Source organism: Streptomyces sp. MGP-P1, assembly GCF_057766565.1.
In genome coordinates this window covers 1,729,401-1,744,340 of sequence record NZ_JBYMEM010000007.1, presented here as the reverse complement: position 1 = coordinate 1,744,340, position 14,940 = coordinate 1,729,401, and the positions used below count along the sequence as shown (strand labels likewise).

Below are 14,940 nucleotides of genomic sequence, written 5' to 3'. Positions count from 1 at the left end.
CCGGGGAGGACGTTCTCCCCGGGCCCTCGCCCTGTGGCGGGCCGGACGAGACTTCGCGGACACGGCCTACGGCGTGATGAGCACCTTCAGCGCGGTCCGCTCGTCCATCTCCTTGTAGCCGACGGGTACTTCGTCCAGGCCGATGGACCGGTCGAAGACGGGCGACGGGTCGATCGTGCCGTCCAGCACGTCGGGGAGCAGTTCCGGTATGTACCGGCGTACGGGGGCGACGCCGCCGCGCAGGGCGATGTTCCGGCCGAACATCGCGCCGAGGTCCACGCCGGTGGCGCTGCCGTGCGGAACGCCCACGTAGCCGATGGAGCCGCCGTCGCGGACGATGCCGAGGGCGGTGCGCATCGACTGCTCGGTGCCGACGGCCTCGATGACGCTGTGCGCGCCCTCGCCCCGGGTCAGTTCGCGGACGGCGGCGAGGGCTGCCTCGCCGCGTTCGGCGACCACGTCGGTCGCGCCGAAGCGACGGGCGATGTCGGTGCGCGCGGTGTGGCGGCCGAGCGCGATGACGCGCTCCGCGCCGAGCCGCTTGGCGGCGAGCACCCCGCACAGGCCGACCGCGCCGTCACCGACGACCGCGACGGTGCTGCCGGGCCCGACGCCCGCGCCGACGGCGGCGTGGTGGCCGGTGCCCAGGACGTCGGAGAGCGCCAGCAGGGCGGTGAGCAGGCGGTCGTCGGATGCGGCGGCGGCCGGGAGCTTGACCAGGGTGCCGTCGGCGTGGGGGACGCGGACGGCCTCGCCCTGGCCGCCGTCCGACTGCGCGCCGTCGGGGCCGACCGAGCCCCAGAAGCCGCCCTCCGGGCAGGAGGTGGTGAGGCCCTCGGCACAGTAGGTGCAGGTGCCGTCGGACCAGACGAACGGGGCGACGGCCAGATCGCCCACGGCGAACCCGTTGACGCCGGACCCCGCCTCCTCGACCACGCCGAGGAACTCGTGGCCGATGCGCTGACCGGGCCGCCGGGCCGACTCGCCCCGGTAGGCCCACAGGTCGCTGCCGCAGACGCAGGACCGCAGGACCCTGAGCACCACGTCGGTGGGCTGTTGGATCCCCGGGTCCGGCACCTCCTCCACCCGGATGTCGTGGGGGGCGTGGATGACGGTGGCGCGCATACGTTCGGGGTCCTTGCCGGTCTCAGCTGCTGGTACCCCGTTCACGGTACGCCCCGGTTCGCCCGGTTCCCCCGGCCGGGGCCGCCGCGAGCACCCCGAGGGTCAGCAGGGCCTGGGCTGCGATGTAGGTGAGCATGACCCAGAAGTCGGGGGCGGGCGCCTGCGGCCATTTCGCGATGCCGGTGGCGATGAGGGCGTCGGAGATCAGGAAGAGCGCCCCGCCGGCCGCCGCGTACCGGCCGAGCACGCCGGCCCGCCAGGCCACGGCTGTGAGCAGCAGGCTGTAGCCGGTCAGCGGGGCGCGCAGGTCCGCCGGGAGGTCCGGCCGGATCAGCACGAGGAAGACGGCCAGGACGAGGGCGTACCCGGCTCCCGTGGCCAGCGGCGCACGGGCCCGGTCGCGGCCGAACAACGTCAGGTAGCAGACATGGCCGACCGCGAAGGAGCCCATGCCGAGAAGGAAGGCCAGGTCGTCGTCGGCGAGCAGGAAGACGTCGCCGCCCCACCCGAACAGCAGGGCCGCGACGAGTGGTCGGGGTCCGCCGCGGAGCGCCGCGTACCCGGCGAGGAGCGGCATCAGCAGCGGCTTGGCGACCAGGTGGACGGTCTCGGCCCCGGCGATCAGCCCGGCCAGGTCGACCGCGGCGGCGATGAGGAAGGCGAGGAGCACGGGACGGGCGAAGCGCTCGGCCCCGGGGGCGCTCGCGGGGCGGGAGTCGGTGGCGCTCACAGGGCGCGTTCCGGGACGGAGGTCTCCATGGACACGGGCGCGGGTTCTCCGGCCTCGGCTCCGGCCTCGGCTCCGGCCTCGGCTCCGACCCCGGCCTCGGCCCCGGCCCCGGCCCCGGCCCGGACCGCGGTCTCGGCTCCGGCTCCGGCCCCCTCCTTCGGCGCCGACTGCCAGCCCGGCCCGCAGAAGACCCGTCCCGCCCGCTCTCTCCAGGTGTCGGCGGCCCGGACGTCCCGGGCGATGGCGGCGTACTCGTGGGTCGCGACGCGCAGCGGGTTGTGGGTGGAGATGTTCTTGGTGAGCCCGTAGACGGGCCGCTCGGTCTCGGCCGCGAAGGAGCCGAACATCCGGTCCCAGACGATCAGGATCCCGCCGTAGTTGCGGTCCAGGTAGCCGCCTTGCGAGGCGTGGTGGACACGGTGATGGGAGGGCGTGTTGAGGACGTACTCGAAGGGGCGCGGGAGCTTGCCGACGCGCTCGGTGTGCACCCAGAACTGGTAGACGAGGTTGGCCGACTGGCAGAACGCCAGCGCCGCCGGGTGCACCCCGCAGGCGATCAGCGGCAGATAGAACGGCCAGACCGTCGCGGAGGTCCAGGGCTGGCGCAGCGCGGTGGTGAGGTTGAACTTCTCGCTGGAGTGGTGGACCACGTGGCAGGCCCACAGGATCCGGATCACGTGGTGGCCGCGGTGGGACCAGTAGTAGAAGAAGTCCTGGGCGAGGAGCATCAGCGGGACGGTCCACCACAGCACGGGCACCCGGAGCGGCGTCAGTTCGTGGACGCCCATGTAGATCGCCAGGATGGGGATCTTCCACAGCAGGTCGAAGCCCAGGCTGCCGATGCCCATGGTGAGGCTGGTGGCGGTGTCCTTGGTCGCGTACCCGGCGGCGTCCTCGTCCGGGTGGAGGCGGTAGCTGACCATCTCGATCACGGTGAGCAGCACGAAGGCCGGTATCGACCACAGCACGACATCGGGCAGGTTCGGCTCCATGCGAGCACCGTAGGGCCGCGGGTCGGCGAGGGCTAGACGTTGTTACCCACAAGTATGCGAGACCGGATGTCAGCAGTCTTTGGCGCTTTCTGCCAGTCGCCCGCGCCGTAGGATTCCGCTACAGGCCTCTTGGGAGGGAACACACTTGTCCGGTACGGAAGTTGCCCTGTTACGGCTGGCCACGACGGTGGTGGGCGCGGCGGTCAAGGCGCTGCTGACCCCCGGGCCGGGCGCGGGCCTGGTCGCGGAACCCGTGCGGCCCCTCCCCCGACCCGCGAAGCCGGACCGGCTGGCCAAGGTGCTCGCGGGCCGCCTGGCCGACGCCTTCCCCGACCTCCCCGAGCACGAGCGGCTGGCCGCGCTCACCTCCGTACAGGACACGTTCGCGGCGGCGGACGAGCCGGACGCCGGACGGCTCTTCGCCCTGGAGCTGGACCCCGAGCGGCTGCGCGCCGAGCTGTCGGCCCCCGCCGCCGGGCTCTCGGCGCGGGCCGTCGACCTGTACGAGGACCTGCTCGGCCGCTGCTGTGCGCACCTCGTCGAGCAGTTGACCGCGCACCCGTCGTTCGCGGCGCGGGCGGCGGTGGAGCAGGTCCGCGCGACGGGGCGGACGCGGGAGCTGGTGGAGGAGGTACGGGACCGGGTCGGGCCGCGCCCGGACGCGGCGGACCTGGAGTTCGAGGGGCGGTACGCGAAGTTCATGGCGACGGCCAACAGCCGGATGGGGCTGTTCGGGCTGACGCTGGGGCGGTCGGCGGGTGAGTGGCCGCTGGAGACGGCCTACATCAGCCTCTCGGTCAGCGACGGCCACGAGACCGAACGGCATGCGCTGGATCACCCGGTCCGGACCACGGTCTCCGTGGAGCAGGCCCTCGGCGAGCGGGACCGGCTGCTGCTGCGAGGCCCGGCCGGTTCCGGCAAGAGCACGCTGGTCCAGTGGCTGGCGCTGAACGCGGCGCGGCAGACGTTCGGCGGTGAGCTGGCGGACTGGAACCGGTGCGTCCCCTTCGTCCTGCGGCTGCGCGCCTTCACGGCCCTGGACGCGCTGCCCGTTCCGGACGACTACCTGCGCGCGGCCGGAGTCCCGTTGCACGGCTCGGCCCCGGCCGGCTGGGCGGACCGGCTGCTCCTGGAGGGCCGGGCACTGGTCCTGGTGGACGGCGTCGACGAGGTGCCGGACCGGCTGCGCAAACGCACGGAACGCTGGCTGAAGGATCTGATCGCCGCCTACCCCCGGGCCAGGTACGTGGTGACGACCCGCCCCTCCGCGGTCCCGGAGACCTGGCTGTCCGACTCCGGCTTCGAGGCGCACACGCTGCTCGCCATGGGCCGGGAGGACATCTACGCCTTCCTGGGGCACTGGCACCGGGCGGCGCGCTCGGAGTGCCGGTCCGACGAGGAGCGCGCCGAGCTGGACGGTTACGAGAACGCGCTCCGCCGCGCGGTCGGGACCCGCCGGGACCTGGGGCTGCTCGCCACCAACCCGCTGATGTGCGCCCTGCTCTGCGCGCTGAACCGGGACCGCCGGATGCAGTTGCCGAGAGCGCGCAAGGAGCTGTACGACGCGGCGCTGGACATGCTCCTGGTCCGGCGCGACACCGAGCGCGAGATCGTCGGCGTGGAGGGCGTCGACCTGACCCGCGAGGAGCAGACGGTCCTGCTGCAACGCCTCGCGTACTGGCTGATCCGCAACGATCTCGTGCAGGCCGGGCGGGACGAGGCGATCGCCCTGATCGCCGACTGGCTGCGGTCGATGTCCCAGGTCCGGGGCACCCCCGAGCAGGTCTTCACACACCTGCTCAACCGCAGCGGCCTGCTGCGCGAACCGGTGCCCGGCGCGGTGGACTTCGTGCACCGGACGTTCCAGGACTATTTGGGCGCGAAGGCGGCGGTGGAGGCCCGCGACTTCGGCGTCCTGGTCCGCCACGCCCACGAGGACCAGTGGGACGACGTGGTGCAGATGGCGGTGGGGCACGCCCGGCCGGACGAGCGGGCCTCGCTGCTGACGTCCCTCCTGCGACGGGCCGGCGCGGAGGCCGTCCACGAGCACCGGCTGATCCTGCTGGCGGCGGCGAGCCTCGCCCATGCGCCGGAGCTGGATCCAGAGGTACGCGAGCGGGTGGAGGGACGCACGGAGGGGCTTCTGCCACCGGACAGCCAGGAGAGCATCAACGAGCTGGTCACCGTGGGCGGGCTCGCGCTGGAGCTGCTGTCGTCGATGCTGGACGAGCTCACCGAGCGCGAGGCCGCGGCCGTCGTGCGGACGGCCGCGGCGGTGGGCGGCGACCTGGCGTACGACCTGGTGAAGCAGTTCCGGGACGACGACCGGAGCCAGGTGGTCTACGAACTCTCCGCCGCCTGGGAGGGGTTCGAACCCGACCTGTACGCGCAGGAGGTCATGGCGGACCGCCCGTGGATCGATGTCAGCGCGTACGTGCGGACCAGCACACAGCTCTCCGCGCTGCGCCACATCCCCCGCCTGGGCAACGTCCACGTGACAGGAAACCTGCACGACCTCACCCCTCTGACGTCCCGGCCCGACGTGGAACAGGTCTTCCTCTGGCTCAACTCGTCGCTGGACGACCTGCACCCGCTCGCGGCGATGCCCCGTCTGCGCAAGCTCGGCATGAGCAGCTGTCCTCAGGTTCGTGACATCGCTCCGCTCGCCCGGCCCGGCCTGGAGTCCCTGTCCCTGGTCCAGCTGCACCTGGATCTCGACCCCTCGCCGCTCGACGCGATGCCGGACCTGCGCCATCTGGTGCTCGGTCACCCCTTCCTGCTGGAGCGCGTCTCCGAACTGCCCGTGTGCGAGAGGGTGATTGCCCTGGAGCTGCTGGCCGAGACGCGGTATCTGAGCCTGGAGGGCCTGGAGAACTGGTCCGGTCTGCGGGACCTGCGCCTGTCCGGCGCCACCCACCTCCGGCAGCTCAACCGGATGCCGTCGCTCCACGCGCTGGAGAGGATGCGCCTGCTGAAGATGGCGGGTGCCGATCTGCGCCTGCTGGAGCCCCTCACCGGCCTGCGGGACCTCACGCTCGTCGCCTGTGACCTCGCCTCGGATCTCGGCGCTCTGGCGGAACTGCCCTCGCTCACCTCGCTCAGCCTCAACGGCGGCGAGGCGGTCCTCGACCTCGCCCCCCTGGCCGGTGCGGACCGGCTGACCATCCGACTGGCCCACGACACCCGCGTCACCGGCGCCGAACTCCTCCCGCCCGAACGGATCGTCCGCCTCCCCTGACGGCGGGATCCCGTCACCGTGACCGGCCGAATAGGGGACTGTCAGTCGCGGCCCGTATTCTCTGTGACCATGCTCGACGACCGCCAGACAGCCGCACCATGGCCGACCGCCTACCCCCAGGGGTACGCGGTCGTCGACGTGGAGACCACCGGACTCGCCCGCGACGACCGGATAGTATCCGCCGCCGTCTACCGGCTGGACGCCCTGGGCAATGTCGAGGACCACTGGTACACGCTGGTCAACCCGGAGCGGGACCCCGGGCCCGTCTGGATCCACGGGCTGACGAGCGACGTGCTCGAAGGCGCCCCGCTCTTCCCCGACGTGGCCGCCGAGCTCTCGGAGCGGCTCAAGGACCGGGTACTCGTCGCGCACAACGCGGCGTTCGACTGGTCGATGATCGCCCGGGAGTACGCGCGAGCGTCGGTGATCGCCCCCGTCGAGCACCGGCTGTGCACGATCGCGCTGGCCAAGGAGTTGCGGCTGCCGCTGCCCAACCACAAGCTGGCCTCCCTCGCCGCGCACTTCGGAGTCGTACAGCAGCGGGCCCACCACGCCCTGGACGACGCCCGGGTGCTGGCCGAGGCGTTCCGGCCGAGCCTGCACGCCGCGGCCCGGGGCGGGGTGCGGCTGCCGTTGCTGGAGTGCCGGCCGCTGACCGAGTGGTCCGACTCCCCCGTCACCCCGCGTGTCGGCTACCAGCCCTCCCGGCAGCAGAACAGCTGGCGGCCCTCGCGCAAGCGGCCGGCCTGCCCGTATCCCAATCCGGGGCGGTACGAGAAGGAGAAGCCGCTCCAGCAGGGGATGCGGGTGGCCTTCTCCGGGGACACCTCGATCGACCGGGAGCTGCTGGAGGACCGGGCGGTGGAGGCCGGCCTGCACGTGGCGACCAGTGTGTCGCGGCTGACCAGTCTGCTGGTGACCAACGACCCCGACGCCGCCACGTCCAAGACGCAGAAGGCGAAGACCTTCGGGACGCCGATCCTGGAGGAGAGCGCGTTCACCCATCTGCTGCGCGACGTGGCCCCCGCCGAACCGGTCCCGGGGGTGACCCTGCCGCACCAGGCCCCCGCACCGTCATCGGAGTGAACCGGGCACGACTCGCCCGGCAGCCGCTCGCCCCGTGACCGCCGGGCGTCCCACCCTGTGGCGCATGGCACGTTGTGAGGTTTGCGGAAACGACTACGGCATGTCCTTCGAGGTGCACGCGCAGGGCGCGGTGCACGTCTTCGACTGCTTCTCCTGCGCCATCCACCGCATGGCGCCGATCTGCGAGCACTGCCGGGTCCAGGTGATCGGGCAGGGCGTCGAGGTCGACGGGCACTGGTACTGCGGCGCCCACTGCGCCCGTTCCGAGGGAAAGGCGGGCATCGTGGACAAAGTGTGACGGACCGGATCGCTCCAGCTCCACCCCTGAGTGCCGCACCCCATGCCCCCGGTTGTACGGTCATGGGGTGTACCGCTTCCTGTTGACCCGGCAGTGGGTGATCCTCACCCTGCTCGGCCTCGCGCTGATTCCGACGATGATCGAGCTGGGTTTCTGGCAGTTCCACAAGCACGAACACCGGGTCGCGCAGAACGCGCTGATCTCGCGGAACCTCGACGCGGAGCCGGTCCCGGTCTCCGATCTCACCTCTCCCGGACACACCGTCCCGCGCCCGGACTACTGGCGGGCGGTCACCGCGACGGGGACGTTCGACACCGAGCACGAGGTGGTCGTCCGCCGCCGGACCTCGGACGACGACCGCATCGGCGTCCATGTCCTGACCCCGCTGGACCTCAAGGGCGGCGGCACCGTCCTGGTCAACCGCGGCTGGGTCCCGGCCGCGCCGAACCAGACCGCCTTCCCCGACGTGCCGCCCGCGCCCCGGGGCGAAGTGACCGTCGCCGGCCGCCTCAAGGCGGACGAGACGACCGGCAGCAGCGGCATCAAGGACCTGGCGGGACTGCCGGACCGGCAGGTGATGCTGATCAACAGCGACCAGCAGGCCCAGCTGCTGTCCCGGACGGTCCTCGGCGGATACATCGAGCAGACCGCCCCCCGGCCGACCGGTGATCTGCCCGAGCAGATCGCCTCCCCCGACGACGGCTCGATCGGCCCGCACATGGCCTACGCCGTCCAGTGGTGGCTGTTCGTCGCCGCCGTCCCGGTCGGCTGGATCATTCTCGTACGTCGTGAGAAGCGCGACCGCGAGCAGGCCGCGGCCGAGAACGCGACGGCCGACGCCCCCGAACAGCCCGAACCGGCGAGCGCCTGAGGCCTCCGGCGAACCCTCGTGCCTGATGGCTGGTTGACAAGGGCCCGGTTCGGGAAAACGCCAGGCGTGACCCCACGCATCGAGGACTACGCCCTGATCGGCGATCTCCAGACCGCCGCGCTCGTCGGCAGGAACGGTTCCGTCGACTGGCTCTGCCTGCCCCGCTTCGACTCCGGCGCCTGCTTCGCCGCCCTGCTGGGCACCGAGGAGAACGGCCACTGGCGCATCGCGCCCAAGGGGGCCAACAGCTCGGACACCTGCACCCGGCGCGAGTACGCGGGTGACTCCCTGGTCCTGGAGACCTACTGGGAGACGCGGACCGGCACGGTGAAGGTCATCGACTTCATGCCGCAGCGCGACAGATCCCCGGACCTGATGCGGATCGTCGAGGGCGTCAGCGGCACCGTCGACATGAGTTCGGTGCTGCGGCTGCGCTTCGACTTCGGTTCGGTGGTGCCCTGGGTGCGGCGTTCGCACGGCCACCGGGTGGCGGTCGCCGGCCCGGACTCCGTATGGCTGCGCAGCGAACCGCCGGTCAAGACGTGGGGCCAGCAGTTCAGCACCTGCTCCTCGTTCACCGTCGCCGAGGGCGAGAGCGTGGCGTTCGTGCTGACCTGGCACCCCTCGCACGCGCCGCGCCCGAAGCTGATCGACCCGCACAAGGCGCTGAGGCACACCCTCCACGACTGGGCGAAGTGGACCGGCGCCTGCACCTACGAGGGCCCCTACCGCGATGCCGTGCTGCGCTCCCTGATCACCCTGAAGGCGCTGACGTACGGTCCGACGGGCGGCATCGTGGCGGCCCCGACCACCTCCCTGCCGGAGGAGATCGGCGGCGTACGGAACTGGGACTACCGCTACTGCTGGCTGCGCGACGCCACGCTGACCCTCGGCGCGCTGGTCTCGGCCGGCTATCTGGAGGAGGCGGAGGCCTGGCGGGACTGGCTGCTGCGGGCCGTCGCCGGGGACCCGGCCGACCTCCAGATCATGTACGGGCTGGCGGGCGAGCGGCGGCTTCCCGAGACGGAGCTGCCCTGGCTCGCCGGCTACGAGCACTCGCGGCCCGTGCGCATCGGCAACGCGGCGGTCCGTCAGCGCCAGCTCGATGTGTACGGCGAGGTCATCGACGCGCTCCGGCTCGCCCGCGTCGCCGGACTCGACGACAAGCCGCACGCCTGGAACCTCCAGCTCAGCCTGCTCGGCTTCCTGGAGTCGACCTGGCGCGAGCCGGACGAGGGGCTGTGGGAGATCCGCGGCCCCCGGCGGCACTTCGTGCACTCCAAGGTGATGGCCTGGGTCGCCGCCGACCGGGCGGTGCGCTCGCTGGAGGAGAATCCCGAACTGCCCGGCGACGCCGACCGCTGGCGGGCGATGCGGGACGCCGTGCACGCCGAGGTCTGCGAGAAGGGGTACGACCCCGAGCGGAACACCTTCACCCAGTCCTACGGGTCACGAGAGCTGGACGCCTCGACGCTGCTCATCGTGCGGACCGGGTTCCTGCCGCCGGACGATCCGCGGGTGACCGGCACGGTGGACGCGGTCCGCGCCGAGCTGGGCAGCGACGGGCTGGTCCGTCGCTACAGCACCCAGGGCTCCTCCGTGGACGGACTCCCGGGCGACGAGGGGGCCTTCCTCGCCTGCTCGTTCTGGCTGGTGGACGCGTTGCAGCGGATCGGCAGGCCGGACGAGGCGCGGGAGCTGTTCGAGCATCTGCTGGAGCTGCGCAACGACGTGGGCCTCCTGGCCGAGGAGTACGACGTGGCGGCGGGGCGGCAGCTGGGCAACTTCCCGCAGGCCTTCAGCCATATCGGACTGGTGAACTCCGCTGTCGACCTGGCCGGGGAGGACCCGGCAGGATAGGGCCATGGATCTTGGACTGAAGGACCGCGTCTACATCGTCACCGGAGCGACCCGGGGCCTCGGCAACGCCACGGCCCGCTCCCTGGCCGCCGACGGCGCGAAACTGATCATCACGGGACGGGACGAGAAGTCCGTCGTGGAGGCCGCCGCCGAGCTGGGCCCGGACACGGTCGGGCTCGCCGCCGACAACGCCGACCCGAGCGCCGCTCAGCGCCTGGTGGACACGGCGCGGGAACGCTTCGGACGGCTCGACGGCATCCTCATCAGCGTCGGCGGACCCGCCCCCGGCTTCCTCGCGGACAACACGGACGACCAGTGGCAGACGGCGTTCGAGACGGTGTTCCTGGGAGCGGTACGACTCGCCCGGACGGCCGCGGCCGCGCTCGGCGAGGGCGGCGTGATCGGCTTCGTGCTCTCCGGATCGGTCCATGAGCCGATCGCGGGGCTGACCATCTCCAACGGGCTGCGCCCCGGTCTCGCCGGCTTCGCCAAGTCGCTGGCCGACGAGCTGGGCCCGCGCGGCATCCGGGTGGTGGGCGTGCTGCCGGCCCGGATCGACACCGACCGGGTCCGCGAACTGGACGCCCTGTCCGGCGACGCGGAGGCCGCCCGCACCGCGAACGAGGCGCGGATCCCGCTGCGGCGCTACGGGACGCCCGAGGAGTTCGGGAGGACCGCGGCCTTCCTGCTCTCCCCCGCCGCCTCGTACCTGACGGGAATCATGGTCCCGGTCGACGGCGGAGCACGGCACGGCTTCTGACCCGTCCCACCGCGCCCCAGGCGCCGTAAGGGCCGTCAGGACACCCGCTCCGCACGGTGCTTGACGGCCCTGATGCGCACCTCCGCGGGGAGTCCGTCCAGACCGGCCGAGTCGCGTGCGTGCGCCAGCGCCCCGTCGGCGACCGCGTTCAGCGTCCCCAGGGGCGCGGCGTGCGGTTCCATCAGCAGGCGGACCCGGGCCCGGGGCGCGGTGCGGCGGCCGGTCAGCATCGCCTGGGCGCGGGCCACCCCGTCCAGTGCTTCCGCCTCCCCGGCGAGGACGCTCTCCAGGGCGCGGCCCCGCAGCTGTGCCCCCTCGCCGTCGCCGCTGTCCACCAGTACGTCGGCGAGCCGGCCGCGGCGGAGCTGGGCGAGGAGCCACCACAGGGCGAGGACCACGAGGACGGCGAGGACGGCGATCACCGTCGGCCACCACCAGCCGTCGTCGCGCCAGCGCTGCCGGTCGGCCGCGCTGAGCAGCACGTCCGTCTTGCCGTCCCAGGGCCACCAGGACGGCACGGAGGCGCCGAGGCCGGCGGCGAGCACCGCTCCGGCGACGAGGACCAGCACCAGCCCGGCCAGGGCCAGCAGGACCCGGTTGACGGTGGAGCGCATGCGGCTCATCCCTTCTTCGCCGGTCGGTTCACCTGGACGGAGAGGGCCGGCGGACGCGCCAGGCCCAGTTCCCGGACGGTCTTCTCCAGCACGGCGTCCAGGTCGGTCCGCACGTCGTCGAGGTCCCGGAAGTGGGAGAGCGCGCGCACCTTCGCCTTCCGCCGTCCCATCCTGACCCGCACGGACTGCACGCCGGACACCTCCACGGACCGGTCCCGCAGGACCAGAGCGGCGGCGGTGCGGTCGAGTCCGGCCCGGACGTCCGCGCGGTCGCGACGCATCGGCAGCAGGTCGCGCAGGCCGGGGGTGAGGGCGAGCAGGATCAGCCAGAGTCCGATCAGCGCCGCCACCCCGGCTCCGATGAGCACCGCGACATCGTCCAGCCGCTGTTCGGCCAGCCCGTCGGCGAGGGAGCGACGCCACCCCATGGCGGGGTGGCCGGCCCGTACGGCGGCGATGTCGTAGAGCAGCAGCCCGGCCCCGCCCAGGAGTACGAGGGCGAGCAGGGCGGCCGGGACGCGCCGGGCGGACCAGAAACGGCCGGCGGCGCTGTCGCCCTGTTCCAGGGTGGGGACCGGTTCGCGGGCTTCGGCCTTCGTGTCGGAGGCAGGCGTGCGCGCGTCGGCGTCGCCCTGTCCGACGGTGGGCATCCGCCGGGTGGAGCCGGTCGGTTCACGGGGTTCGGTCATCGGATCCTCCCCTGTGCGGCGGCGCTCGCTCCGGCGGGGTGCAGCCGTTCGACCTGGACGGCCACCTCGGGCACCTCCATGCCTGCCAGCGCCTTGACCCGCTGGGCGACCCGGCGGCGTACGGCGCCGCACTGGCGGCCGATGTCGCTGGGATACCCGAGCTCCAGGCTGACGCGGACCCGGGCGGCGTCGCGGTGCACGGTGACCGTGGCGCGCGGCGACGCCCCGTCCGCGGGCGGTTCGTCGATCGCCTCCTTCGCCGCCTGGGCGGCGATCTTGGCGACGACGCGGTCGGCGATCCGGGTCTCGCCCCGCATCGCGGCGGCGACCCGGCCGGTCACCGCCGTCACCGTCGCCGGTCGCCGCGCTCGCGACTCCGGAAGAAGTCGCCGGGCTCCAGGTCGCCGTCCAGGAAGCGGCCGGCGATGAAGCCGACCGCGCCCAGCGCGGCCACCAGTACGAAGGCTCCGAACCCGCCGAAATACCCGGCGAACCCGAGCGCCATGCCAGCCAAAAGACCGGCGACAGCCATGCTCATCGTGTTTCTCTCCTCAACTGCCGTGCGACGGAGCTACGGAAGGGCTACTGGACCCGCTGTTCGGACTCGTCCTCGTCGTCCTCCTCGTCGGGCAGCTTGACGTCGCTGACCGCGATGTTGACCTCGACGACTTCGAGTCCGGTCATGCGCTCCACGGCGGCGACGACGTTCTCGCGCACGTCGCGGGCCACGTCGGAGATGGACACTCCGTACTCGACGACGATCTCCAGGTCGAGGGCCGCCTGGGACTCGCCGACCTCCGCCTTCACACCGCGGGTGACGGACTTGCCGCCGCCGGGAACGCGGTCGCGGACGGCGCCGAACGTCCTCGACAGGCCGCTGCCCATCGCGTGGACGCCGGCCACGTCGCGTGCCGCCATTCCGGCGATCTTCTCGACGACGCCGTCGGCGATGGTGGTGCGGCCCCGGGTGCCGGGGTCACCGCCGCCGCGCCTGCCGAGGTTCTTGCCGCCCGGGCCGCTGTCGGGGTTGTTGCGCTGGGAGCTCTCAGTCATCGCCGATCTTCCCTTCGGAACAGGGTTGGACTTCCTTGCCCACGTTAAGTGCGCTTTCGCCATCCCGCGCCGTGGATGCGGCAGGCTGGGGCGATGACAACAGCGCGGGACCCGCAGAGGGACGACGGATGGACCGCCGCGGTACGGCAACGGCTGGGCCTGGGCAGACTGCTGCCGCTCGGCGGCCCGGCGGACGGCGCGTGGATCGCCGAGACGGCCGCCGCCGCGGTGCTGCGCGGGGCGACGGCCCGCCCCGGGACGGTGCTGGGGAAGCTGCGGATCGGCCCGACGGAGGCGGCGTTTCAGGCGGCTGTGGCCGGAGGCGGCGACGCGTCGCGGGGCCCGGCGGAACCGGCGCCGCCGCCGGCTCCGCCGAACGCGCTCCCGTCGGTACCGCTGCGGATCGAGGCGGAGTTCTCCACCACCCCGGACCGGCCGCTGCCCGACGCCGCGGCCGCCCTGCGCGCGGCGCTGCTCACGGCCGCCGCCGCCCGGCTGGGTCTGGAGATCGCCGAGGTGGACCTGACGGTCACGGCATTGCTGGAGGACGGTGCGACCGATCAGGTGACGGCCGCGGGGACGGCGCCGCCGGCCCCGGGCGCGAAGCCCGAGGGGCCGGTGGCGACGGCCGCCGCCGGGGTGCCGGGGGTCGTCTCGCTGACCCGGGTCCTGGGCGACCCCGTGCACACCGCCCGCGACCATGTGCGGGTCGAGGTGGCGACGGACGGGGACCACCGGGCCCTGGATGTCGCCCGGTCCGTGCGCGCGGCGGTGGCGGCGGCCGCGGCGGAGCGGCTGCCGGTGTCGGTGCTGGTCACGGAGGTGGTCAGTCGGTGATGCCCGCCAGGTCGCGGAGCCGGCGGCCCTGGGCCGCCCGCTCGGCGACGCGCTGCTCCTCGTAGTCGCGGGAGAGCGCGCCGGCGAGGAGGGCCTTGGTCTCGACGACGGCGTCGCGGGGTGCCGCGACCAGGGCCCCGGCCAGGTCGCGCGCCGCCGCGTCGAGCTGGTCGGCGGGGACGACGAGGTTGGCGAGTCCGGTGCGCTCGGCCTCCTCGGCGTGCACGAAGCGGCCGGTGGCGCAGATTTCGAGCGCGCGGGCATACCCGACGAGGTGCACCAGGGGGTGGGTGCCCGTGAGGTCGGGGACGAGGCCGAGGCTGGTCTCGCGCATGGCGAACTGCACGTCCTCGGCGACGATCCGCAGATCGCAGGCGAGGGCGAGCTGGAAGCCGGCGCCGATGGCATGGCCCTGCACCGCCGCGACCGACACCAGGTCGTTGCGGCGCCACCAGGTGAACGCCTCCTGGTACTCGGCGATGATCGCGTCGAGCTCGGCCTCCGGGCCGCGCGCCATGTCGAGGAACGACGGCTCGCCGTCGAAGCCCTCGGGAGTGAAGGCCTGGCGGTCGAGGCCCGCGGAGAAGGACGTGCCCTCGCCGCGGAGCACCACGACCCGGACCGTGCCGGGCAGCGCCCTTCCGGCCTCGGTCAACGCCCGCCACAGAGCGGGAGACTGAGCGTTGCGCTTGGCCGGGTTGGTGAGCGTCACCGTGGCGACGGCGTCGTCGACGGTGAGCCGTACGCCGTCCTTGTCGAGCACAGTGTCGAGCGAGGTCATGGGGCC

At 73.0% G+C, this 14,940-nt stretch carries 16 protein-coding genes; 7 read left to right on the top strand and 9 right to left on the bottom strand.

Annotation, left to right across the window (positions count from 1 at the left end):
- Window positions 1-66: 66 nt before the first annotated feature.
- The 3 genes from AC3CH1_RS29310 to AC3CH1_RS29300 are packed head-to-tail and all read right to left on the bottom strand — an operon-like array spanning window position 67 to window position 2,847.
- Window positions 67-1,125, bottom strand: a complete 1,059-nt coding sequence (locus tag AC3CH1_RS29310) for a zinc-dependent alcohol dehydrogenase family protein (RefSeq protein WP_488465647.1) — start codon at window positions 1,123-1,125, stop codon at window positions 67-69.
- A 22-nt stretch (window positions 1,126-1,147) separates the two neighbouring features.
- On the bottom strand, window positions 1,148-1,855 hold the full coding sequence (locus AC3CH1_RS29305) for a lysoplasmalogenase (protein WP_488465646.1): 708 nt from the start codon (window positions 1,853-1,855) through the stop codon (window positions 1,148-1,150).
- Window positions 1,852-2,847: a sterol desaturase family protein gene (locus tag AC3CH1_RS29300; RefSeq protein ID WP_488465645.1), complete on the bottom strand. Its 996-nt coding sequence runs from the start codon at window positions 2,845-2,847 to the stop codon at window positions 1,852-1,854. The genes AC3CH1_RS29305 and AC3CH1_RS29300 overlap by 4 nt, the downstream gene beginning before the upstream one ends.
- A 145-nt stretch (window positions 2,848-2,992) precedes the next feature.
- Here AC3CH1_RS29300 and AC3CH1_RS29295 point away from each other — a divergent pair, with 145 nt between their 5' ends.
- The 6 genes from AC3CH1_RS29295 to AC3CH1_RS29270 all read left to right on the top strand — a co-directional run bounded on the left by AC3CH1_RS29295 (window position 2,993) and on the right by AC3CH1_RS29270 (window position 10,960).
- On the top strand, window positions 2,993-6,085 hold the full coding sequence (locus tag AC3CH1_RS29295; protein ID WP_488465644.1) for an NACHT domain-containing protein: 3,093 nt from the start codon (window positions 2,993-2,995) through the stop codon (window positions 6,083-6,085).
- Window positions 6,086-6,148: 63 nt separating this feature from the next.
- On the top strand, window positions 6,149-7,171 hold the full coding sequence (locus AC3CH1_RS29290) for a DEDDh family exonuclease (protein WP_488465643.1): 1,023 nt from the start codon (window positions 6,149-6,151) through the stop codon (window positions 7,169-7,171).
- Window positions 7,172-7,235: 64 nt separating this feature from the next.
- Window positions 7,236-7,469: a hypothetical protein gene (locus AC3CH1_RS29285; RefSeq protein ID WP_488465642.1), complete on the top strand. Its 234-nt coding sequence runs from the start codon at window positions 7,236-7,238 to the stop codon at window positions 7,467-7,469.
- Window positions 7,470-7,536: 67 nt separating this feature from the next.
- On the top strand, window positions 7,537-8,340 hold the full coding sequence (locus tag AC3CH1_RS29280) for an SURF1 family cytochrome oxidase biogenesis protein (RefSeq protein ID WP_488465641.1): 804 nt from the start codon (window positions 7,537-7,539) through the stop codon (window positions 8,338-8,340).
- 66 nt (window positions 8,341-8,406) lie between these two features.
- On the top strand, window positions 8,407-10,200 hold the full coding sequence (locus AC3CH1_RS29275; protein ID WP_488465640.1) for a glycoside hydrolase family 15 protein: 1,794 nt from the start codon (window positions 8,407-8,409) through the stop codon (window positions 10,198-10,200).
- Between the two features lie 4 nt (window positions 10,201-10,204).
- A complete protein-coding gene (locus AC3CH1_RS29270) occupies window positions 10,205-10,960 on the top strand; it encodes an SDR family oxidoreductase (protein ID WP_488465639.1) in 756 nt (251 codons plus the stop codon).
- A 35-nt stretch (window positions 10,961-10,995) separates the two neighbouring features.
- Here AC3CH1_RS29270 and amaP read toward each other — a convergent pair whose 3' ends face one another.
- Genes amaP through AC3CH1_RS29245 form a run of 5 tightly spaced genes read right to left on the bottom strand, consistent with a single transcriptional unit; the run spans window position 10,996 to window position 13,316 of the window.
- Window positions 10,996-11,574 (bottom strand): alkaline shock response membrane anchor protein AmaP, encoded by a 579-nt coding sequence (gene amaP, locus AC3CH1_RS29265; RefSeq protein WP_488465638.1) that lies wholly within the window; start codon window positions 11,572-11,574, stop codon window positions 10,996-10,998.
- Window positions 11,575-11,579: 5 nt separating this feature from the next.
- A complete protein-coding gene (locus AC3CH1_RS29260) occupies window positions 11,580-12,263 on the bottom strand; it encodes a DUF6286 domain-containing protein (protein ID WP_488465637.1) in 684 nt (227 codons plus the stop codon).
- Window positions 12,260-12,613 (bottom strand): Asp23/Gls24 family envelope stress response protein, encoded by a 354-nt coding sequence (locus AC3CH1_RS29255; RefSeq protein ID WP_488465636.1) that lies wholly within the window; start codon window positions 12,611-12,613, stop codon window positions 12,260-12,262. Before AC3CH1_RS29255 ends, AC3CH1_RS29260 begins: the two co-directional genes overlap by 4 nt.
- A complete protein-coding gene (locus AC3CH1_RS29250) occupies window positions 12,610-12,801 on the bottom strand; it encodes a hypothetical protein (protein WP_012381448.1) in 192 nt (63 codons plus the stop codon). Before AC3CH1_RS29250 ends, AC3CH1_RS29255 begins: the two co-directional genes overlap by 4 nt.
- Window positions 12,802-12,845: 44 nt before the next feature.
- On the bottom strand, window positions 12,846-13,316 hold the full coding sequence (locus AC3CH1_RS29245; RefSeq protein ID WP_488465635.1) for an Asp23/Gls24 family envelope stress response protein: 471 nt from the start codon (window positions 13,314-13,316) through the stop codon (window positions 12,846-12,848).
- Window positions 13,317-13,409: 93 nt separating this feature from the next.
- Here AC3CH1_RS29245 and AC3CH1_RS29240 point away from each other — a divergent pair, with 93 nt between their 5' ends.
- Complete coding sequence (locus tag AC3CH1_RS29240; RefSeq protein WP_488465634.1) at window positions 13,410-14,153, top strand: hypothetical protein; 744 nt, start codon at window positions 13,410-13,412, stop codon at window positions 14,151-14,153.
- Here AC3CH1_RS29240 and AC3CH1_RS29235 read toward each other — a convergent pair.
- On the bottom strand, window positions 14,143-14,934 hold the full coding sequence (locus AC3CH1_RS29235) for an enoyl-CoA hydratase/isomerase family protein (RefSeq protein WP_488465633.1): 792 nt from the start codon (window positions 14,932-14,934) through the stop codon (window positions 14,143-14,145). The two genes, AC3CH1_RS29240 and AC3CH1_RS29235, sit on opposite strands and share 11 nt — an antisense overlap.
- Window positions 14,935-14,940 lie beyond the last annotated feature (6 nt).